Source organism: Nitrobacter sp. TKz-YC02 (genome assembly GCF_049852135.1).
Classification (GTDB): Bacteria; Pseudomonadota; Alphaproteobacteria; order Rhizobiales; family Xanthobacteraceae; genus Nitrobacter; species Nitrobacter vulgaris.
Window position 1 is genome coordinate 228317 of sequence record NZ_CP180728.1, and the last position, 21111, is coordinate 249427.

Genomic DNA, 21111 nt, shown 5'->3' on the forward strand with positions numbered 1-21111 from the left:
AACTGATCATCCTGCCGCGATTTTCTCCGCACGTTGAAACGCCGGCCGCGCCATGCAGCGGTCGATGTAGCGATCGAAGGCTGGCCGCGGTGGCACCATCTTGAACTGGCGGATCGCGAAGTTCAGTCCGGAGCCGATTACGATGTCGGCGGCGGAGAAATCGTTGCCGAGAATCCACGGCCCCTTTTCCAGCGCCTTGTCGAGCACATCGAACACCTGAGTGGCGTTCCCCCACGCGGCCGTGCTCGACGGCATCTCGAGCTTGGTGAAAATCTGGATTAATGCCGGCTCGATGCAGCTCGGTCCGAAGAACAACCATTGCAGATATTTTGCCCGGCGCGCATCGCCGAGCGGCGGAGCCAGCTTCGCATCCGGAAAACGCTCGGCGACATAGGCGCAGATCGCCGCCACCTCGGCGGTCGCAATGTCGCCGTCAGTCAGTGCGGGCACCTTGCCCATCGGGTTGATGGCGAGAAATTCCGGCGCTTTCTGCGCGCCGGTCGAGATGTCGATCAAGACCCGCTCGTAGGGTTGTCCGGTTTCCTCCATCAGCCAGAGCGTGGTGAACGAACGCGAGCGCGGCGACCAGTAGAGTTTCATCATCGAATAGTTATCCTTTTCTCCAGCGATCGTTTGGCAATTGGTGTGGCGGGCTGGATAGCCCCTTGTAAGTGAACGGGATGGCCATATCGCGACACTGGAGCGGGATGAGGAAAAGTGTACAGCGGTTTTTCCGCCCGCATCCCGCTCTCAATATCGGAATCGATGACGAAGCCCCTGCGATGAGATCACAGGGGCTTCGTGTTGAACTGCATGTCGCGACAAGAATCGCCGCGCCGCGTGATCGCTGCGATCAGGGCTTCAGATCGAAGCGGTCGGCGTTCATCACCTTGGCCCATGCGGCGGCGAAGTCGTTCGCGAACTTCTCCCTGGAGTCGGCGCAGGCATAGACTTCTGCAAACGCGCGGAGCTGGGAGTGCGAGCCGAAGATCAGATCGACGCGGGTGCCGGTCCATTTCAGCGTATTGGTCTTGCGGTCGCGGCCTTCGTACACGCCATCCTGACCGGCAACCGGTTGCCACTCGGTATCCATGGTGAGCAGGTTGACAAAGAAGTCGTTCGTCAGCTTGCCCGGCCGGGTGGTGAAGACGCCGTGCTTGGAGTCGCCGGCATTGGCGCCGAGCACGCGCAGACCGCCGATCAGCACGGTCAGCTCAGGGCCCGTCAGCTTCAGCAATTGCGCGCGGTCCACCATCGCTTCCTCGGGCGCCATGAACTGCTGTTTCTTGCTGTTGGTGTAGTTGCGGAAGGCGTCGGCTCGCGGCTCGAGCGGAGCGAACGAGTCGACGTCGGTCTGGTCCTGCGACGCATCCATGCGTCCCGGCTTGAACGGCACCTTCACGTCGATCCCGGCATCCTTGGCCGCCTTCTCGACCGCAGCCGATCCGCCGAGCACGATCAGGTCGGCGAGCGAGATCTTTTTGCCGCCCGTCTGCGCGCCGTTGAATTTGGTTTGGATCTCTTCGAGCTTCGCCAGCACTGCTTTCAGTTGGGCCGGCTGGTTGACCTCCCAGTCCTTCTGCGGAGCGAGGCGGATGCGCGCTCCATTGGCGCCGCCACGTTTGTCGGAGCCGCGGAAGGTCGAGGCCGAGGCCCAGGCGGTCGAAATCAGTTGCGCCACGGTGCAACCGGATGAGAGGATTTTCGCTTTTAGGTCGGCGATGTCGTTGTCGTTGACGACTTCGTGGTCCACGGCAGGAATCGGATCCTGCCAGATTAGCACCTCCTTCGGCACCAGCGGACCGAGATAACGCTGGCGCGGTCCCATGTCGCGATGGGTGAGCTTGTACCAGGCGCGAGCGAAGGCGTCCGCGAACTGGTCCGGGTTCTCGTGGAAGCGCTTTGAGATCTTCCCGTAGATGGGATCGAAGCGCAGCGAGAGGTCCGTGGTCAGCATGGTCGGCACGTGCTTCTTCGATCCGTCGAAGGCATCAGGCGTGATCGCGGGCGCGTCTTTCGCTTGCCATTGATGAGCGCCAGCCGGGCTCTTGGTCAGCTCCCATTCGCATTTGAACAGCGTATCGAAGAAGTTGTTGTCCCACTTCGTCGGCGTCTGCGTCCAGGTGACTTCCAGGCCGCTGCCGATTGAATCGGCGCCTTTGCCTGAGCCGAATTTGCTTTTCCAGCCGAGGCCCTGATCCTCGATCGCGGCCGATTCCGGCGCCGGACCGACCAGCGATGCATCGCCTGCGCCATGGGTCTTGCCGAAGGTGTGGCCGCCTGCGATGAGCGCGACGGTCTCCTCGTCGTTCATCGCCATGCGGAAGAAGGTTTCGCGGATGTCCTTGGCGGCTGCGATCGGGTCCGGCTTGCCGTTCGGTCCTTCCGGATTGACGTAGATCAGGCCCATCTGCACGGCGCCGAGCGGCTCGGCAAGCTCGCGTTCGCCGCTATAGCGCTCGTCGCCCAGCCAGGTTCCTTCCGGGCCCCAGAACAGTTCTTGTGGCTCCCATTCATCGGCACGGCCACCGGCAAACCCAAAGGTCTTGAAGCCCATCGATTCCAGCGCGGCGTTGCCAGCGAGAACGTAGAGATCGGCCCAGGAAATCTTGCGGCCGTACTTCTGCTTGATCGGCCACAACAGACGTCGCGCGCGGTCGAGCAACACGTTATCCGGCCACGAGTTGAGCGGCGCGAAACGCTGCTGACCGCCGCCGGCGCCGCCGCGGCCATCGGTGATGCGGTATGTTCCCGCGCTATGCCATGCCAGGCGGACCATCAGCCCGCCGTAATGGCCGAAGTCGGCCGGCCACCAATCTTGGGAGTCTGTCATCAGTGCTTTCAAGTCGTTGATGACGGCGCTCAGGTCGAGGCTGGTGAACTCCTTGGCGTAGTCGAAGTCCCTGCCCATCGGGTCGGACAGGTTCGATTTTTGATGGAGGACCTGAACGTCCAGTTGCTCCGGCCACCAGTCACGATTGCTGTATCCGTGACCGCCTGCGAAAGGGCACTTGCCCGCGCCTTTGTCATTGGTCTTTGCGTCCATGATTGTCTCCGATGCTGTGCTGTCGCGTTGCCGATGGCCGCCTTGGCAACCCAGAAGCCGCGGTCACCCCTGATGGAGGTGTCAACGCGGAGCCATGCGTGTCCGTTCGGGTTCGCCGGCGCTGATGCTGAACAAAGGTTAGGCCGGACAATGCCGCAGTCCTCCGGCAACACGAGGATGGTGGGAGTTTGGGAGAAGTTTTTGATAAGGTCCAGTCGATTTGCCTTCACACAGCGATAAGCTTATCTGATCGGAAATGGTCACGCTCAGACAGCTCCGTTACCTCGCCGCGCTCGCGCGCCACTGTCATTTTGGACGCGCCGCGGAGGCTTGCGCCATCACCCAGCCGGCGCTGTCGATGCAGATTCGAGAGTTGGAACAGTTTCTTGGCGTCACGCTGGTGGAACGGCGTCCCGGCGAGGTGCTGCTGACCGAGCTCGGCCGGGAGATTTCCCGCCGCGCCGAAGACGTGCTGGCGTCGGCGCGCGATCTCGTCGATTTCGCCCGCCATCGCGCAAACCCTCTGACGGGACGCCTGACGCTTGGCATCATCCCGTCGCTGGCGCCGTATCTGCTGCCGCGTATCCTGCCCGCGCTGCAATCGAAGTTTCCCGAGTTGCAGCTTGAACTGCGGGAAACGCAGACGCGGCTGCTTGTCGAAGAGATCAAGGGCGGCGTGCTCGATGCCGCCATGCTGGCGCTGCCGCTCGGCGAGCCTGACATCGACGCCGTGGAGCTGTTCGAGGATCTCTTTCTCTTGGCGGTGCCGGCAAGCGATCCGCGCACTTGCGAACGCCGCGTGGCGGCGCACGACATCGATCAGTCACGCCTGATCCTGCTCGAGGATGGCCACTGCTTGCGCGATCAGGCTTTGGCGTTCTGCGCCACGATCCCGCGTGGGCCGACGCCGGGCGCGACCGGCATGACATTCGGCGCATCCAGCCTTGCCACGGTGATGCAGATGGTCGCTGGTGGTTATGGCGTGACGCTGATCCCGCAGATCGCCGCCGATGTCGAGGCACGCGATAGCCGCGTGAAATTTCTACGGCTGGAAGAGCCGCAACCCGGCCGCAGCATCGGACTGGCCTTCCGCAAGACCTCTCCGCGCAAGGCTGATTTCGAGGCGTTGGGCGATGTGGTTAAGGATTGTGTTGCGACGAACGGCTCCTAACCCTTCCCTGCAAGCGGGGGAGGGAGCTGGCTGTACTCCGATGAAGCGTTTCTATCGAAAGAAGCGCTCTAGAGCCTTCTGACGCGTTTTCAACCGGTGCCCACTTCGCTTGAAAACGCTTTAGTGAAACAAAAAAAGGCGGCTCGAAAGCCGCCCTTTCGTAACTCTGACTGCGTCTGACGACGCCTATTCGCCTGCGACCTCACGTGCCGGCGCCGCCTCGGCCTTCTGTTTGGCCTCGATGTCTTCGCCGGTCTCTTGATCGACTACCTTCATCGACAGCCGAGTCTTGCCGCGATCGTCGAAGCCGAGCAGCTTGACCTTGACCTTGTCACCCTCCTTGACGACATCGGAGGTCTTCTGCACGCGGCCAGCCGCGAGTTGGCTGATGTGGACGAGGCCGTCCTTGGCGCCGAAGAAGTTCACGAAGGCGCCGAACTCCATCACCTTGACCACGGTGCCCTCGTAGATCTGGCCGACCTCCGGATCGGAAGCGATCGACTTGATCCACTTGATCGCGGCCTTCATCGCTTCGCCGTCGTTCGAGGCCACCTTCACGGTGCCGTCGTCCTCGATGTTGACCTTGGCGCCGGTCTTCTCGACGATCTCGCGGATCACCTTGCCGCCGGTGCCGATCACTTCGCGGATCTTGTCGGTCGGAATCTTGAAGGTCTCGATGCGCGGCGCGTATTCGCCGAGCTCGGCACGAGCGTTGGTCAGAGCTTTCGCCATCTCGCCGAGGATGTGAATGCGCCCATCCTTGGCCTGACCGAGCGCGACCTTCATGATCTCCTCGGTGATCCCGGCGATCTTGATATCCATCTGCAGCGAGGTGATGCCGCTTTCGGTGCCCGCCACCTTGAAGTCCATGTCGCCGAGATGATCCTCGTCGCCGAGAATGTCAGACAGCACCGCGTAGCGGCTGCCTTCAAGAATGAGGCCCATGGCGATGCCCGCGGTCGGCCGCTTCAAGGGAACGCCGGCATCCATCAGCGCCAGCGAGGCGCCGCAGACCGAGGCCATCGACGATGACCCGTTGGACTCGGTGATCTCGGAGACGACGCGGATGGTGTAGGGGAACTCGTGATGCGGCGGCAGCACTGGATGAATCGCGCGCCACGCCAGTTTGCCGTGACCGATCTCGCGGCGCTTGGTGCCGCCGAGGCGTCCGGTCTCGCCGACCGAGTAGGGCGGGAAGTTGTAGTGCAGCAGGAAGGTTTCCTTGTACGTTCCCGACAACGCATCGATGTACTGCTCGTCCTCGCCAGTGCCGAGCGTCGTCACGACCATCGCCTGGGTCTCGCCGCGGGTGAACAGCGCCGAGCCGTGGGCGCGCGGCAATACGCCGACTTCGGCGACGATGTTGCGCACGGTCTTGACGTCGCGGCCGTCGATACGCTTGCCGGTATCGAGAATGTTCCAGCGCACGATCTTGGCCTCGAGGTGCTTGAACACGCCGGCGATGCGAAGCTTGTCGTATTTCGGCTCCTGGCCCTCCGGGAAGTAATGCGCGATGACCTTGGCCTTGGCGGCGGCAACGGCATTCTGGCGCTGCTGCTTGTCGGCAATGGCGTAAGCTGGGCGCAAGTCGGCTTCGATCAGGCTGAGCATGTCTTTCTCGAGCGCGCTGTCGTCGGCCTGGCTGACTTCACGCGGCTCCTTCGCGGCCTTCTCGGCCAGATCGATGATGGCGTTGATGACCGGTTGGAAGTGACGGTGGCCGAACATCACGGCACCGAGCATGATGTCTTCGCTCAGCTCTTTGGCTTCGGACTCAACCATCAGCACGGCGTCGGCGGTGCCGGCGACAACCAGTTCGAGCCGGGTATCAACCATTTCGTCGAGCGTCGGGTTGAGCACGTATTCGTCATTCATGAAGCCGACGCGCGCCGCGCCGATCGGCCCCTTGAACGGGGCGCCGGAAAGCGTCAACGCGGCGGACGCAGCCACCATTGCCAGGACGTCGGGATCGTTCTCCATGTCGTGCGACAGTACGGTGACGATGACCTGGGTCTCGTTGCGCCAGCCGTCGGCGAACAGCGGACGGATCGGGCGGTCGATCAGGCGGGAAACCAGCGTCTCTTTTTCTGTCGGTCGGCCTTCGCGCTTGAAGTAGCCTCCGGGAATACGGCCCGCGGCGTAGGTCTTTTCCTGATAGTCGACTGTGAGCGGAAGGAAATCGACGCCTTCGCGCGGCGCCTTGGCCGCGACGACGGTGGCCAGCACGACGGTCTCGCCGTAGATGGCGATCACGGCGCCGTCGGCCTGGCGGGCGATCTTGCCGGTTTCGAGTTTGAGCGGACGCCCGCCCCAGTCGATCTCGACTGAATGCTTGTTGAACATCTTGTTGTCTTTCATGGGTTCACGAAAGCACGGACGCCAGACGCAAAGACCATGCGCAAGATTGCGGGACGCTGGCCACAACGATCGTTGCTGTGTCAGCGTCCGGCGATCCTGCCATGGTCTTCAGGTCTTGAATGGCGTCCATCCTTCCGATGGTACGGGCATTTGACCCGTCATCGCCCAGCCGCCGGATTGCTGCTGGACACGCTCTTCTTGGGCGTGATCTGTTTGCAAAAAGCATGTCGTTTTTGCAGATCACACACATGGCGCGGACATTGACGTCCACGCATCAAGCGCGCGAGGATGCGCGCGGACTTTGCTCAACGGCGGATGTTGTGCTTCTCGAGCAGAGCCTTGTAACGCGCCTCGTCCTTCTTCTTGATATAATCGAGAAGGGAACGACGCGTGGAGACGAGCTTCAGGAGACCACGGCGGGAGTGATTGTCCTTGGTGTGGCTCTTGAAATGGTTCGTAAGGTTGGAGATGCGTTCCGACAGGATCGCGACCTGAACCTCCGGCGAACCGGTATCGCCCGACTTGCGGGCGCTGGATTTGATGATTTCCGCTTTACGTTCGGCGGTCACCGACATCGTCAGCCTCTTTCGTTTTCGTTGCGGCCGGAACTGGCTGTCAGCCCGGTCAGGTTGAATACGCGCTTGGGGATGAGTTCGCCGTGCCCCAGTTCGGCGAGGGCCAGCAACCGGCCTGCCACCGTGACATAGACAACGCCGCTACTCTGGGGTGCATCCCGTCCGCGCAACAAAACGGCCTGGCCCCGATGGAGCCTTGCCGCATCAGCCCGAGTGACGGCCAGCGCCGGGATGTCGTCCAGCGCGGTCTCAACGGGCAGAAGAGCGTCCGCGAGGTTTCCCTCGCCGGACGCGGCTCTATTGCACAAAGCTTCCAATTCTTCCAGCGGAATCATGTCCGCCTCGCCGAACGGGCCGACAAGCGTCCGCCGTAGCGAGCTGATGTGGCCGTAACAGCCAAGAATCCTCCCCATGTCGCGGGCCAGCGCCCGCACATAAGTACCCTTGCCACACTCGGCCTCGAACGCGGACCGGCCATCATCGGTGTGTTCCACAACGGTCAGTTGGTGAATTTCGACCTGTCGCGGCTGCAAAGCGACGGTCTCGCCGTCGCGGGCGAGGTCATAGGCCCGTTCGCCCTGGATCTTGATCGCGGAATATTGCGGCGGGGTCTGCTCGATCGTGCCAGTGAAGCGCGGCAGCAGCGCCCGGACCGCGTCCGCATCGGGGCGGTTCGCGCTCGTCGCCGTAACCCGGCCCTCGCTGTCGTCGGTATCGCGCTCCTCGCCCCATTGCACCGTGAAGCGATAGCGCTTGCGACCGTCCATGACGAAAGGAACGGTTTTGGTGGCTTCACCAAGCGCGATCGGCAGACCGCCCGAGGCCAGTGGATCGAGTGTGCCGGCGTGCCCGGCGCGTTTGGCCGAAAACAGCCGCTTCACGACCGCCACCGCATGGGTCGATGTCATGCCGATGGGCTTGTCGAGAATCACCCAGCCATGCACGTCGCGCCTGTCGCGGCGCGGCTGGTTGTTCTGTTTCTTTCTTCCCTCTCCCGCTTGCGGGGTGGGGTGGCGAATCTCACTCGTGCGATGGGTCGCCGAGGAAAACTCGCCCACCCCAATCCTCTCGGAGCGAGTTCCGCTCTCATCGGGCTCCGAGCGGGAGAGGGAGCTGTCCTCGTCATGTGGCGATGTGTCGGAAAAATTATTTCCGCGATCAGAATTATTTTTCTCGGGCCCGTCCGATTCGCCGATTGGCGAATCGAATGCGCCGTTTTGCGTCGTCATGATCGTCAGCTTTCGTCCGAATCCGATGCGAGGTCTCTCTGCACCGCAGGTGTTCTCAATAATTTCTCGATACGTTCCGCTTCGTCGAATCGCTCGTCGGCGCGGAAGCGGATATCAGGTGCGAATTTCAGGTTAACGCGCCGCGCGATCTCGCCGCGCAGGAATTTCCTGTTGCGGTCGAGCGCCTCGATCACATCGGTGGTGTCGCGGCCGCCGAGCGGCATCACGTAGATCGTCGCGAGCTTGAGGTCGGGGGACATGCGGACTTCGGGCACCGTGATGAGATGTCCTTCAAGCACGGGATCATGCACGTGACCCTGCGTGAGAATTTCGGCGATCGCGTGACGCACGGTCTCACCGACGCGCAACTGGCGTTGCGAGGCACCGGGTTGTTTAGCTTGCTGATGATGGCGCGGCATGAAACGGCGTCTTTCAAACAGTCGTCATGCCCGCGCTGTCGCGGGCATCCACGTTTTTCTCGAGATATCTGGCTTTAGACGTGGATGGCCGGAACGCGTCCGGCCATGACGCCGTATCCCAATTAACGCAGCTCTCTTGTGAGATTCGGACTCACAGCGAGCGCTGAATGGTCTCCACGCGATAGCACTCGATAACGTCGCCGGCGCGCATGTCGCCGTAGTTCTCGAACGCCATGCCGCACTCCTGGCCCGACTGGACTTCCTTCACTTCGTCCTTGAAACGCTTCAGCGTTGACAGCTTGCCTTCGTGCACCACGACATTGTCGCGGATCAGACGGACGTTGGCGCCGCGTTCCACGTTTCCGTCGGTCACGCGGCAACCAGCCACCTTGCCGACCTTCGAAATGTTGAACACTTCGAGGATTTCAGCATTGCCCAGCATGGTTTCGCGCAGCGTCGGCGCGAGCAGTCCGCTCATCGCCTTCTTCACGTCGTCCACGAGGTCGTAGATGATGTTGTAGTAGCGGATCTCGATGCCGTTGCGCTTGGCTGCGGCCGCGGCTTCCTTGTTGGCGCGGACGCTGAAGCCGATGATCGCGGCGTTGAAGCCCTCCGCCAGTGTGACGTCGGATTCGCTGATGCCGCCGACGCCCGCATGGAGGATGCGCGCGGCGACTTCGTCGGTGCCGAGCTTTTCCAGCGAGCCGAGGATGGCTTCCAGCGAGCCCTGCACATCGGCCTTGATGATCAGCGGGAAATCCTTGCGACCCGCGGTCTTGAGTTGCGACATCATCTGCTCGAGCGAGCCGCGCATGCCGGAGGCGCTGGCGGCGGCGTTTTCGCGCTTCTGGTGAGCGCGATAACTCGTGACCTGGCGGGCGCGGGCTTCGTTCTCGACTACGGCAAGGCGGTCGCCGGCTTCCGGCGGTCCGTTGAATCCAAGCACTTCGACCGGTACCGACGGGCCGGCCTCGTCGACCGTCTCGCCCTGATCCGAAATCAGTGCGCGGACACGGCCCATTTCGGCGCCGGCTACAATGATGTCGCCGACCCGCAGCGTACCGCGCTGGACCAGCACGGTGGCCACAGGGCCGCGGCCGCGATCTAGCTTGGCCTCGATCACGGTGCCTTCGGCGGGGCGCATGGCATTGGTCTTAAGGTCGAGCAGGTCCGCCTGCAGGGAGATCATTTCAAGCAGCTTGTCGAGGTTGGTCTTGTTCTTCGCTGATACCTCAACGTCGACGACCTGGCCGCCCATCGATTCGACTTGTACCTCGTGCTGCAACAATTCGGTGCGTACGCGTTCTGGTTTCGCGTCGGGCTTATCGATCTTGTTGATCGCGATGATCATCGGGACCTTGGCGGCCTTGGCGTGATTGATGGCCTCGATGGTCTGCGGCATGACGCCGTCGTCCGCAGCGACGACGAGGATGACGATGTCTGTAACCTTGGCGCCGCGGGCGCGCATCGCGGTGAACGCGGCATGACCTGGCGTGTCGATGAAGGTTATCTTCTTGCCGCTCTCCGGCGAGGCGACCTGATAGGCGCCGATGTGCTGGGTGATGCCGCCGGCTTCGCCCGACACCACATTGGCGTGGCGCAGCGCATCGAGCAGCGAGGTTTTGCCGTGATCGACGTGGCCCATCACGGTAACGACCGGCGAGCGCGGCTCGGTATCGGTGGAATCGTCGACCACATCGAACAAGCCTTCCTCGACATCGCTCGCGGCGACGCGCTTGACGGTATGGCCCAGTTCTTCAGCGATGAGTTGCGCGGTGTCGGCATCGATCACGTCGGTGATCTTGTGCATCGCGCCTTGCTTCATCAGCATCCGGATCACGTCGACCGCGCGCTCGGCCATGCGGTTGGCGAGCTCCTGGATGGTGATCGCTTCCGGCACGATGACCTCGCGAATCAGCTTTTCCTTCGGTTCATTCGAGGCATGACCCTTCAGGCGCTGGGTGCGGCGGCGGAACGAGGCGATCGATCGTTCGCGCACGTCGTCGGCGCTCAACGCCGTCGCTAGCGTCAGACGCCCGCGTTGCTTGGCGGGCGCCGGTTTGGCAGCCGGCTTCGGTGCGATCACAGGACGGGCGGGGCCGCCGCCGGGACGACGGACCAGGCGCGGAGCCTCGTCCTCGTCGCTGCCGTCGGCGGCGACAGCGGCCGGCCGCGCCGGAGGCGCCGGAGGCGCCGCGCGCGTGGTGGTGGTCGTGGTCTTGGCCGGTGCAGCCTTGGTCTCAGTTTCGCCGAACCGGCGTTTGGCTTCGAGTTCGGCTTTGCGCTTGGCTTCCTCTTCCTGACGATGGCGCTCTTCCTCAGCCTTGCGGCGAGCCTCGGCGGCCTCGCGCTCGGCCTGTTCGATGCCTTCTTTGCTGTTGCGCCGCGCAGCTTCGGCTTCCGCAACACGGCGCTCTTCTTCGGCACGCACTTTGGCTCCCGCCAGAGCGCTCGCTCGCGCGCTACGCTCGTCCTCGGTCAGTTTCCGCAACACGACGCCTGAACCCGAGCGCGGAGCGGCGGGTGTCGCGGCACGAGCCGGTGGAGCCTTGGCAGCCAGCGTCCTGGGGGCGACCGGCTCCGAGGTTCCCGTCGGTTCCGGGCCGGGAGCGTCGCCGCCGATTCGACGCTTGCCGCGTTTTTCGACCACCACCTGCTTGGTACGGCCGTGGCTGAAGCTCTGGCGCACGGTGCCCTGCTCGACGCGAGGCTTGAGCGTCAAGGTCTTGGACGGGCTGACGCTCAGAGTCTTGTCGCCAGGATTTTTCGTATCAACCATTCAGCGGTCCCAATCTTGTTGCGCTGTACGCGATCGCACAGGTGGTGTCGTTAGAATTCTTGCCGTGTTCAGCTGCCTTGCCGCTGCCCGCCATCCTGGTATCGAACCAGGATCTGGCTGCGCTGCAGGAAAGTCTTGCTCGCCGGGCCTGCGAGCAGGGCTGCATGTATCACATTTGCCCTGCCAAGTGCCAAATCCAATTCTGCCGATGTCAGGGTGGTGACAACCGGGATTTCCTGCGTTCTACCGGACTGGGCGGCTATTTTCGCGACGGTAGCATCCAATTTCCGAATTCCGTCTGCGGCGCCGTCTGCGGCGTGAAGCAGGGCAACCGCTTGATGACGAAGCAGCGCGTCCTCCGCTTTTGCGAAACCGGCGACGACCTGACCGGCCTTGGCGGCGACCGCCAGCGCGTCGATTGCGCTGCGGACCATCAACTGCCGGGTCTTCTCAACCAGAGAGGCCGATACGTGAACGTCCCGCTTGAAGCCCTTGCTAAACTGGTGGCGGCGGACCGCCTCTGCAACAGCAGCATGCGAGGCTGAAATCCAGAGGCCCCGGCCGGGAAGTTTGCGTTTCAGATCCACGATAACCTCGCCCGAGGGCGAGACCACGAACCGGATCAAGTCGCCGATCGGGCGCACCTCGCGCGTAACCACGCACATCCGCGTCGTCGCGGATTTGTTGGTCCGCGGTCCGTCGTCAAGATCTGCCGGGTCGGCGATGGCGAGCATGTCGTGAACATTCCCCTTGTCATCGGCGGCGAGGTCTTCCCGCGAAGCCGAGTCTGCTTTCGCGGAAGGGGTCCTGGCGCACGTTCCGCAGAAGCGGTGACTGCAAGTTACCGGTTGTGAGCATTTTTTTCACGCTAACCAAACCCACTTAGCCGGAAAATGTTCTGGAGTGTGAATCCCTGCATTGAGATCAGACTCCAGCCTAAATCCTACGAAAGAGCATGATCTATCGAAACCGGTTCCCACTTTTCAGGATCATGCTCTATGCCGGCTGATCTTCATCGGCGACGGCCTCTGCCGGTTTCGCCAGGTCAGCTTCGCTGATCCAGCCGGCGATCAGGCGCGCTTGCATGATGATGGCCTCGGCATCCTCGCGCGAAATCTCGATGCCGTCGAAATAACCCGTGTGTTTGACCGCTTCGCCTTCCTTGCGTTCGGTCCAGCCGACCAGATCGTCGGTGGCGCAACCGGCCAGATCCTCGACTGTCCTGACGTCGTTCTCGCCAAGTTTGACCAGCATCTTCAATGTCACGCCAGGTACCGTCTTCAGAGCGTCGTCCACGCCGAGTTCCTTTCGTCTGCTTTCCAGTTCGGCCTCGAGTTGCTCGAGATATTCGCGGGCGCGGTTCTGCAATTCGCCCGCGGTTTCATCGTCGAATCCCTCAATGCCGGCGAGTTCCCGCGTATCGACCAGCGTCAGTTCTTCAACAGAGGTAAAACCTTCCGACGCCAGCAATTGGCCGACGACCTCGTCGACGTTGAGCGCTTCCATGAACATGCGAGTTGCATTCTCGAAGTCCGCCTGGCGTCGCTCCGATTCTTCCTGCTCGGTCAGGATGTCGATATCCCAGCCGGTCAGTTGTGAGGCGAGTCGCACGTTCTGTCCGCGCCGCCCGATTGCGAGCGACAATTGGTTGTTGGTATCGGGAACTACAACCTCGATCCGCTCCCGATCTTCGTCGATCACGACTTTCGCGACCTCCGCCGGCGCCAGCGCGTTGACGACAAACGTCGCGATATCGGGCGACCACGGGATGATGTCGATCTTTTCGCCCTGCAACTCGTTGACGACCGCCTGAACGCGCGAGCCGCGCATTCCAACGCAAGCCCCAACCGGATCGACCGAGGAATCCCTCGACACCACACCGATCTTCGCGCGGGAACCCGGGTCGCGCGCCACCGCCTTGATCTCGACGATGCCGTCGTAAATTTCCGGCACTTCCTGCGCAAACAGCTTCACCATGAACTGCGGATGGGTGCGCGACAGGAAGATTTGCGGCCCGCGAGTTTCGCGGCGCACGTCGAAGATATAGGCCCGGACGCGGTCCCCGTTGCGGAAAACCTCGCGCGGCAACATTTCGTCGCGGCGTATGACGGCCTCGCCGCGGCCGAGGTCAACGATGACGCTGCCGTACTCGACACGTTTGACGATGCCGTTGACGATATCGCCGATGCGATCCTTGAATTCCTGATATTGCCGGTCACGCTCAGCCTCGCGCACCTTCTGCACGATCACCTGTTTAGCGGACTGCGCGGAGATGCGGCCATATTCCAGCGGCGGCAGTGTGTCGGCGATGGTGTCGCCGATCTGCGCGCCCGGATTGGCTCGCTGAGCGTCCTTCAGCGAGATCTGGTTCGCGGCGTTCTCGACCTGATCGACCACCAGCATGTGGCGGGTGAGCTGGAGCTGTCCGGTTTTCGGATGAATTTCCGCATGAACGTCGGTCTCACTGCCGTACCGCGCCCGCGCCGCTTTGGCGATCGCATCTTCCATCGCGGCGATCACGATGCCACGGTCGATGGATTTTTCTCGCGCTACTGCGTCCGCGATCTGCAGCAGTTCGAGTTTATTGGCGCTGACAGCGGCCATCACTTAGTCTCCTTCGATGGGATCAATGTCGCCGCGCCGCAGTCCTTCTGCGGTCAGGCGATGTTCCTTAGTGTTCTTCGGCGGCTTTTTCCCGGGGGTTTTTGAGCCGTTTTTGAGTTTCCGTTTCGGCGCATTGCGTTTTGATAGATCGTTTTTCGCGTGCGGCGGAGACGGAGGCAGAACGCCGAGATTCCGTTTCATCTCACGTTCCGCGATTTTGCCCCGCCGCATCGATTCCGCGATCAACTCGTCGGTCAGAACCAGCCGCGCGTCGGCGATATCCTCCATGATAAGCAGGACATCGGCATCGTCGCCCTGTTGGACATCGTCCCGATGGAGGCGCACCGCGTTATCCTCGACGCCCCGAAGAATGCCGCGGAACCGCTTGCGACCCTGATGGGCGACCGCCATCTCGACCTTCGCGAGGTGACCGGCGTGGCGTTCGAAGTCGGATCGGCGCACTAGCGGCCGGTCGATGCCGGGCGACGAGATTTCCAGCCGATAGGCCTTGTCGATTGGATCGGCGATATCGAGCACCGGCGACAGGGCCTTCGAGATCGCCTCGCAATCCTCGATCTGCATCGATCCGTCTGGCCGCTCGGCCATGATCTGCACCGTGCAGCCGGCTTCACCTGACACCTTGATGCGGACTAGACGGTACCCCATGCCTTGCAGAACCGGGGCGACCACCGACGAGACCCGCGCGGCGACGCCCGGCTCGACCACGAGACGGGGCTCGTCGAGCAGGTCGTGATCCGGGATCTGGGCAACGGGATCGGTCATATCCAGGTTCAAGGATCGCTCTGCAAGATATTATTATTCAAGATATTATTATTAATGGGTCTGCCACCCATAGGCTGTGCCGCCCACTCTTGTCGTCCGGGTCGGCGTTGTTGACTGAAGGAACCTGGATACGCCGCGGCGCATGAGGCCCGTTCAGGTAATAAAAAAGAGCGGGTCCCGACGGGTCCCACTCTCGATACGCGCTCGTATGAGAAAGTTTCCACAAATATAGCCGTGTTCATGCTCCCCGGCAAGACCGGCGAGGGCGTGAGAGGCGAATTTCATCATTTGCGGCTCTTCGGAGCCCGATGCTGGAGATAAGACGGGATACCCCAAGCCAATCTCGCCAAAGAAAACCTACGCTCTGCCCTCAGGCGCCAGCGACGTCCGTAATGATCGGTCTGTACGCCGAAAGCGCAGATACGTCGCGCGGCGGCCTTCGCGCGTGGCTTTGCGACCGTAGCGCGTCATGGTGTAGCCCGGCCATGGGTTGCGCCAGTCGGCGGCGCGTTCGGCGAGCCAGAGGAAATCTGGCGATCGCGCCAGATGCGCCAGCGTCCATGCGCAGTAGTCGGCGATGTCGCTGACGAAGCGGAATTCGCCGCCCGGCCGGAGTATGCGCGCTATCGCCGCGATGGTCGTGTCCTGGACGAAACGGCGTTTCCAGTGGCGGCGCTTCGGCCACGGATCGGGATGGATCAGATCAATCCGCGAAAGCGAGCTCTCAGGCAACCACGCCAGCAGTTCCGATGCATCGCCAGCGAACAGCCGGATATTGCTGATATCATGCGCTTCGATCTGCGCGAGGATCTTGGCCATGCCGTTGACGTAGGGTTCGCAACCGATGAAACCAGTATGCGGAAAGGCCAGCGCTTCGGCGATGAGATGCTCGCCGCCGCCGAAACCGATTTCAATGCGCATTTCATCAACCTGGCCGCCGAACAGCGCGGTCAGGTTGGACGGCCCGATCTTGGCGGGATCGAAACTGAGGCGCGGCAACAGATGCGCGATCAGGTCGCTCTGGTGCGATCGCAGCTTGTGTCCCTTGCGGCGTCCGAAAAACGAGCCGTGACCTGACTCACGGCGAAGCGATGTATCGTCGGCAATACGACACGGATCGTGAAGGTCGGAAGCGACAGCCATCGTTACAACGCTCGGTGAAGGCCTAGCGCTGGTCTAACGGTTCCTTGGCCGCAATTTGTTCAACCATATCAACGATGCTGCGGCGCAGCTTTGCATCGGTGATCCGGGTAAATGCGCGGGTCAGCGCGAGACCTTCGGATGTTGCAAGAAAATCGGAGACGTAAGCAGGGGATGGCGCCTCGCTCAGACCCTCGGCCTTGGAGATACCCGTGGGGCTACCCTCGAACAGAAACGAAACCGGAACCTGAAGTATCTCGGAAATCTGCTGGATGCGGCTGGCACCGACGCGATTAGTGCCTTTTTCGTATTTCTGAACCTGCTGGAATGTCAGTCCCAGAGCTTCGCCGAGTTTCTCCTGACTCATGCCGAGCATGATGCGGCGCATGCGCACACGGCTGCCGACATGCTTGTCAACAGGATTGGGCGCCTTGGTCGACATCTCCTGGGTCTCCTCGAAGGGGGCCGCGATCTTTGAATACGCTCCCGGTGCCATGATCGTCAAACTCAACTCAGTCACATGATAAAAATTCGAAGTTAATCCTCAGTCGGCTGCATTATACCACTCGCGCAAATTGTTACACGAACTATATCGATCGTGCGATTGGAAGCGCTGTAGCGGAACTCGCATGAAATTATTCACGCGCCGCGGCTAGTCGCGACGCCGTCGAATCACCAGAACAAACGCGATGACCACCATGATTGCGGCGGGAATATCGCCAGCGCGGGCGTAGGGTGTGGCCGTAACGGCAGCGGGCAGGCGGGAATCCAGTATGCCTTCCACGCCGAGATCGAGCTGTGCGACAATACGTCCTACGGGGTCCGTGACCACCGAAATACCGGTGTTCGCCGCTCGCACAAGGGGCAGACCTTGCTCGATGGCCCGCAGCCGCGCCTGCTGAAGGTGCTGGTGAGGACCAGTACTGATCCCGAACCAGCCGTCATTGGTGAGGTTGACGATCCAGCCCGGCCGGCCGCCTCTGGATTCGATATCACCCGGAAAGATCGCCTCGTAGCAGATCAGCGGAAGCATGCTCGGAGCGTTTGGAAGTTCGATGGTCCGTCGGCCGGTTCCCGGAATGAAACCGCCTTGGACCTTCGTGAGTTGAACGAAGCCCAACTTTTCCATCAGCCCCTGAAACGGCAAGAATTCGCCGAACGGCACCAGGTGGAGCTTGTCGTAAATCGACAGGATGCCGCCATCATCGCCGATAACATAGATCGAGTTATACGCCCGTGTGATCCTGGCGCCTGGCGGCAGGTCGGGCGCGCGGACCGAACCGGTAATAAGGATCGTTCCTTTCGGCAAGAGATCGGCGATCTCCGCCATCGCGTCGGCTTCGCGGGTAAGAAAAAACGGGAAAGCCGATTCCGGCCAGATCAGAACGGTTGCGCCGCTGACGCCGGTCGACTGCGGTCCGGTGGCGCGGTCCGAGAGTGCCAGATATCTCTGCATCACCGCTTGCTTGGCGGAATAGTTGAACCGCGCGTCCTGCGCCAAATTGGGCTGCATGATGCGCAGCCTGACGTTATCCGTGAATTCCGTCGGATGCTGCGATAGTCGGACTGAACCGTAGATGCTCATGGCGACGAGCAGCAGGCCCGCGATGACCGGGGCGAGCCATGGCCGGCGACCGCGGCTCCAGCCATCGATCAGTACGGCGGGGCTCGCGAAGATGGCGACGCTAAGGAACGTCAAACCCCACAGGCCGATCAGTGAGGCGGTTTGCGCCAGGGCCAGCGGCTCAGTCAGCGCATAGCCGAATGCATTCCAAGGGAACCCTGTCAGAGCGTGTCCGCGCAGCCATTCGCCGACCGTAAGCGCGGCGGCGAGTGCGAGAATGCGCGAAGCGTCCTTGGTCCAAATCAAACGCGCGAGGGCGAAACCAAGCGACGTAAAGAGTGCGAGATAGGCCGGCAGGCCGATGACGGCGAACGGCATCAGCCATGCGAAAGTCTGTGCATCGACCAGAAAGGCGTTACCGATCCAGTAGAGACCCGGAACGAAATAACCGAACCCGAACAGCCAGCCGGCGAGCGCCGCGGCCGGCACGCCGCCGAGACGGCCGGCGGCCGATCCGTCGATCAGCCAGGTTACGACCGGGAAGGTTATGAACAGCAACGGCCAGAGGTTGAAAGGCTCCATGGCAAGCGAGGAGAGGGCGCCGGAGACAAGCGCAACGAGGGCACGCTTCCAACCCCATGACAACGTGATGGCAAGGCCCGCCGTCCTGGCGCTGCCTGCGATGCTCATGCTCACGGGGTTTCGCCTCCATCGCCCGGCGGTGAAAGAGAGGCCGGATCGCCCTGCGATTGAGAGCTTATATCCGACGCATTCTCTCGTCGTCGCCCGTCGCGTGGTCGAATGGGGGGACGCTCCTTGCGCAGTCCGATCCGCAGCCGCTTGACGCGGCGAGGGTCGGCATCGAGCACTTCAATCTCGAACGGGCCCGGCCCTAAAATGACCTCCCCCCGCACCGGTAGGCGACCGACATAAGTGACGAGAAAGCCCCCGAGCGTGTCGACCTCCTCGCCCGCTTCGCCGGTTTCGAACGCCTCGCCGATCATGGCGCAGACGTCCTCGAGGCTGGCGCGGGCGTCGGCAATGAAGGAATTCTCGGTCTGGCGCACGATCGATGGCGGCTCATCGCCGTCGTGCTCGTCATCGATTTCGCCGACGACCTGCTCGACGATGTCCTCGATCGACACCAGGCCGTCGGTGCCGCCATATTCATCGACGACGAGCGCCAGATGGATTCGCGAGGCCTGCATCTGCGCGAGCAAGTCGATCGCAGGCATGGACGGCGGCACGTAGAGCAACTTGCGGATAATGTTGGCTTCGCTCAGCGGCAGCGCCAAATCAACGGCGCGCAAATCGAGACCGGCAGGCGGCGGTTTCTTTTTGCGTTTCGCCGTGGACGGCAGTGTGGCGCGCGCGCGCGCAGCCATGAAAGCCAGCAGGTCGCGAATGTGAACGATGCCTTCGGGATCGTCGAGGTTCTCGTGATAAACCACGAGACGGGAATGTGCCGCGCTTTCGAAGAGGTTGATCAGTTCGCCGAGCGGAATGTCGCGCTTGACCGCGACGATATCGGCGCGGTGGACCATCACATCGGCGATGCGCCGTTCGTGCAGGCTGAGGATATTGCGCAGCATGGTGCGCTCAATGGCGGTGAAGCTGGCCTCGTCCGGCGTCGAGGCGTCAAGCACCACCTGAAGGTCGGCTCGGACTGATCCCGCCTTCCATCCAAACAGCGAGCGGATCGCACGCATCAGCCAGCGCTCGGGGGCCGGGCGCAGCACCTCGCCATTGTGTACGGGTACCGGCAGGTTGCGATTCTCCTGCGCCGGTGGGTTATCGCTGGGGTGGTCCTCCGAAGGCACTCACGTCGTCCGTTCTTGGGGCGCGTAGGGATCTGGGATCCCGAGCCGCGCCAGAATTCTCCGCTCGAGGTTTTCCATTTCTCCTGCTTCTCCATCGGTTTCGTGGTCGTAACCGATCAGATGCAGAAACCCATGGATAGCCAGATGGCTGAGGTGATGGCTGAACGGTTTGTGTTCGTCATCGGCCTCGCGGCGCAGAGTTTCATAGGCGATCGCAATGTCCCCGAGCATACGCGGCGGATCGTCGGGAAGGGACGGACCCGTAGGCTGTAGCGCCGGGAATGACAGGACATTGGTCGGCTTGTCGATGCCACGCCAGTTGGCATTGAGCGTGTGGATACCGGCGTCGTCGGTCAGCATGATCGCGAGCTCGGCATCGCCGGTGTCCTCATCGACCATCCCGGCAGCGGTCTCGATGGCGCGATGAATGATAGCCTCGGCATTCGCCTCCGCTCGCCAGCAATCGGCGACCACAAGGATTTCAGTCACGGGAGAAGCGGAGCAGATCATTGTATGTTTTTCGCCGCCAGCGCCTTGCGCAGGCCGGCCCTTCTCTACACTCATGTCCGGCATCAGGTTTTTCCGGTGGCCGGCCGCTGTGACAACCCTTCATAGGCGGCGACGATCCGTGCGACCAGTTCATGACGGATGACGTCCTCGGCGGTAAATCTCACCTGAGCTATGCCCTCGACACCCTCAAGCAGCCGCGTCGCTTCCGCCAGTCCCGATGTTTGACCGTTCGGCAGATCGACTTGCGAGGGATCGCCTGTAACGATCATGCGGCTGTTTTCGCCCAATCGTGTCAGAAACATCTTCATCTGCATCGCGGTGGTGTTCTGCGCCTCATCGAGAATGATCGCTGCATTGGTCAGGGTGCGCCCACGCATGAAGGCGAGCGGAGCGATCTCGATCTCGCCGCTTTGCAGCGCGCGCTCGACGATGCGGGAGTCCATCAGATCATATAGTGCGTCGTAGATCGGCCGCAGGTACGGGTCGACCTTTTCGCGCAGATCTCCCGGCAGGAAGCCCAGCCGCTCGCCGGCCTCGACTGCGGGGCGCGTCAGAATGATGCGATCGACCTCCTTGCGCTCGAACAGTTGCGCGGCCTGCGCCACCGCGAGCCAGGTCTTGCCGGTGCCCGCGGGACCGATGCCGAATACCAGTTCATGACGTTTCAGGGCGCGGATATAGAGATCTTGCGCGGCTGTGCGGGCCCGCACCGGGCGCTTGCGCAGGTTGATGGCCTCAAACGTCGAGGGCGGCGCCTTGGCATCGTATTCGAACAGCGAGCCTTGTGCGATTACGGCCCGAATCGTACCCTCGACCTCGCCCTGTGAGAGATCATGGCCCTGCGCCGCCTGAGTGTAGAGCATTTCCAGCACGCGCCGTCCCGCGTCGCAGCCGTCGCGCGATCCGGTGATGGTGATGTGGTTTCCGCGCGAATCGACGACCACTCCGAGTCGCCGCTCAAGCTGTGCGAGATTCTGTCCATAAGGGCCGACCAGCGCGGATACCGCACGATTGTCCTCGAAATCGATGACGACCTGCGTTTCGGGCAGGCCGTGTATGTCGGGTTTCCGGCTGGGAGCAAGTGGAAGGGAATCCGATGCGCTCTTGGGCAAG

General features: G+C 62.0%; 17 protein-coding genes. 1 reads left to right on the forward strand and 16 read right to left on the reverse strand.

The window, feature by feature from the left end; translation table 11 throughout:
• Positions 1-6: 6 nt before the first annotated feature.
• Together ACM561_RS01080 and katG are read right to left on the reverse strand one after the other, a co-directional pair.
• Positions 7-603, reverse strand: a complete 597-nt coding sequence (locus ACM561_RS01080) for a glutathione S-transferase family protein (RefSeq protein WP_425907397.1) — start codon at positions 601-603, stop codon at positions 7-9.
• A gap of 250 nt (positions 604-853) precedes the next feature.
• Positions 854-3046: a catalase/peroxidase HPI gene (katG, locus tag ACM561_RS01085; protein WP_425907398.1), complete on the reverse strand. Its 2193-nt coding sequence runs from the start codon at positions 3044-3046 to the stop codon at positions 854-856.
• Between the two features lie 256 nt (positions 3047-3302).
• Here katG and ACM561_RS01090 point away from each other — a divergent pair, with 256 nt between their 5' ends.
• Positions 3303-4217, forward strand: a complete 915-nt coding sequence (locus tag ACM561_RS01090; RefSeq protein ID WP_425907400.1) for a LysR substrate-binding domain-containing protein — start codon at positions 3303-3305, stop codon at positions 4215-4217.
• Positions 4218-4403: 186 nt separating this feature from the next.
• On the opposite strand, the gene pnp is transcribed toward ACM561_RS01090, so the two are convergent.
• The 14 genes from pnp to ACM561_RS01160 all read right to left on the reverse strand — a co-directional run bounded on the left by pnp (position 4404) and on the right by ACM561_RS01160 (position 21110).
• The gene (gene pnp / locus ACM561_RS01095; RefSeq protein ID WP_425909858.1) at positions 4404-6560 is read right to left on the reverse strand and encodes a polyribonucleotide nucleotidyltransferase; all 2157 of its coding nucleotides are present in this window, start codon (positions 6558-6560) and stop codon (positions 4404-4406) included.
• Positions 6561-6880: 320 nt separating this feature from the next.
• A complete protein-coding gene (gene rpsO / locus ACM561_RS01100) occupies positions 6881-7150 on the reverse strand; it encodes a 30S ribosomal protein S15 (protein ID WP_079445085.1) in 270 nt (89 codons plus the stop codon).
• Positions 7151-7152: 2 nt separating this feature from the next.
• Entirely contained in the window at positions 7153-8379 is a 1227-nt protein-coding gene (gene truB, locus ACM561_RS01105) for a tRNA pseudouridine(55) synthase TruB (protein ID WP_425907401.1), read from the reverse strand.
• A gap of 5 nt (positions 8380-8384) precedes the next feature.
• Positions 8385-8798 (reverse strand): 30S ribosome-binding factor RbfA, encoded by a 414-nt coding sequence (gene rbfA / locus ACM561_RS01110; protein WP_425907402.1) that lies wholly within the window; start codon positions 8796-8798, stop codon positions 8385-8387.
• A 151-nt stretch (positions 8799-8949) separates the two neighbouring features.
• Positions 8950-11577, reverse strand: coding sequence for a translation initiation factor IF-2 (gene infB, locus ACM561_RS01115; RefSeq protein ID WP_425907403.1), 2628 nt, complete (start codon positions 11575-11577; stop codon positions 8950-8952).
• 68 nt (positions 11578-11645) lie between these two features.
• Entirely contained in the window at positions 11646-12311 is a 666-nt protein-coding gene (locus ACM561_RS01120; protein WP_425907405.1) for an RNA-binding protein, read from the reverse strand.
• Between the two features lie 262 nt (positions 12312-12573).
• On the reverse strand, positions 12574-14181 hold the full coding sequence (gene nusA, locus ACM561_RS01125) for a transcription termination factor NusA (protein ID WP_425907407.1): 1608 nt from the start codon (positions 14179-14181) through the stop codon (positions 12574-12576).
• A 3-nt stretch (positions 14182-14184) separates the two neighbouring features.
• Entirely contained in the window at positions 14185-14964 is a 780-nt protein-coding gene (rimP, locus tag ACM561_RS01130) for a ribosome maturation factor RimP (RefSeq protein ID WP_425907408.1), read from the reverse strand.
• 357 nt (positions 14965-15321) lie between these two features.
• The gene (gene trmB / locus ACM561_RS01135) at positions 15322-16107 is read right to left on the reverse strand and encodes a tRNA (guanosine(46)-N7)-methyltransferase TrmB (RefSeq protein WP_425907410.1); all 786 of its coding nucleotides are present in this window, start codon (positions 16105-16107) and stop codon (positions 15322-15324) included.
• A 22-nt stretch (positions 16108-16129) separates the two neighbouring features.
• Entirely contained in the window at positions 16130-16546 is a 417-nt protein-coding gene (locus ACM561_RS01140) for a helix-turn-helix domain-containing protein (RefSeq protein ID WP_309773349.1), read from the reverse strand.
• 210 nt (positions 16547-16756) lie between these two features.
• Entirely contained in the window at positions 16757-18358 is a 1602-nt protein-coding gene (lnt, locus tag ACM561_RS01145; protein WP_425909860.1) for an apolipoprotein N-acyltransferase, read from the reverse strand.
• 2 nt (positions 18359-18360) lie between these two features.
• Positions 18361-19488 (reverse strand): hemolysin family protein, encoded by a 1128-nt coding sequence (locus ACM561_RS01150; RefSeq protein WP_425907412.1) that lies wholly within the window; start codon positions 19486-19488, stop codon positions 18361-18363.
• Positions 19489-19998 (reverse strand): rRNA maturation RNase YbeY, encoded by a 510-nt coding sequence (gene ybeY, locus ACM561_RS01155; protein WP_425909862.1) that lies wholly within the window; start codon positions 19996-19998, stop codon positions 19489-19491. It lies immediately after the preceding gene.
• A gap of 62 nt (positions 19999-20060) precedes the next feature.
• Positions 20061-21110 (reverse strand): PhoH family protein, encoded by a 1050-nt coding sequence (locus tag ACM561_RS01160; protein ID WP_425907414.1) that lies wholly within the window; start codon positions 21108-21110, stop codon positions 20061-20063.
• Between the last annotated feature and the right edge of the window lies 1 nt (position 21111).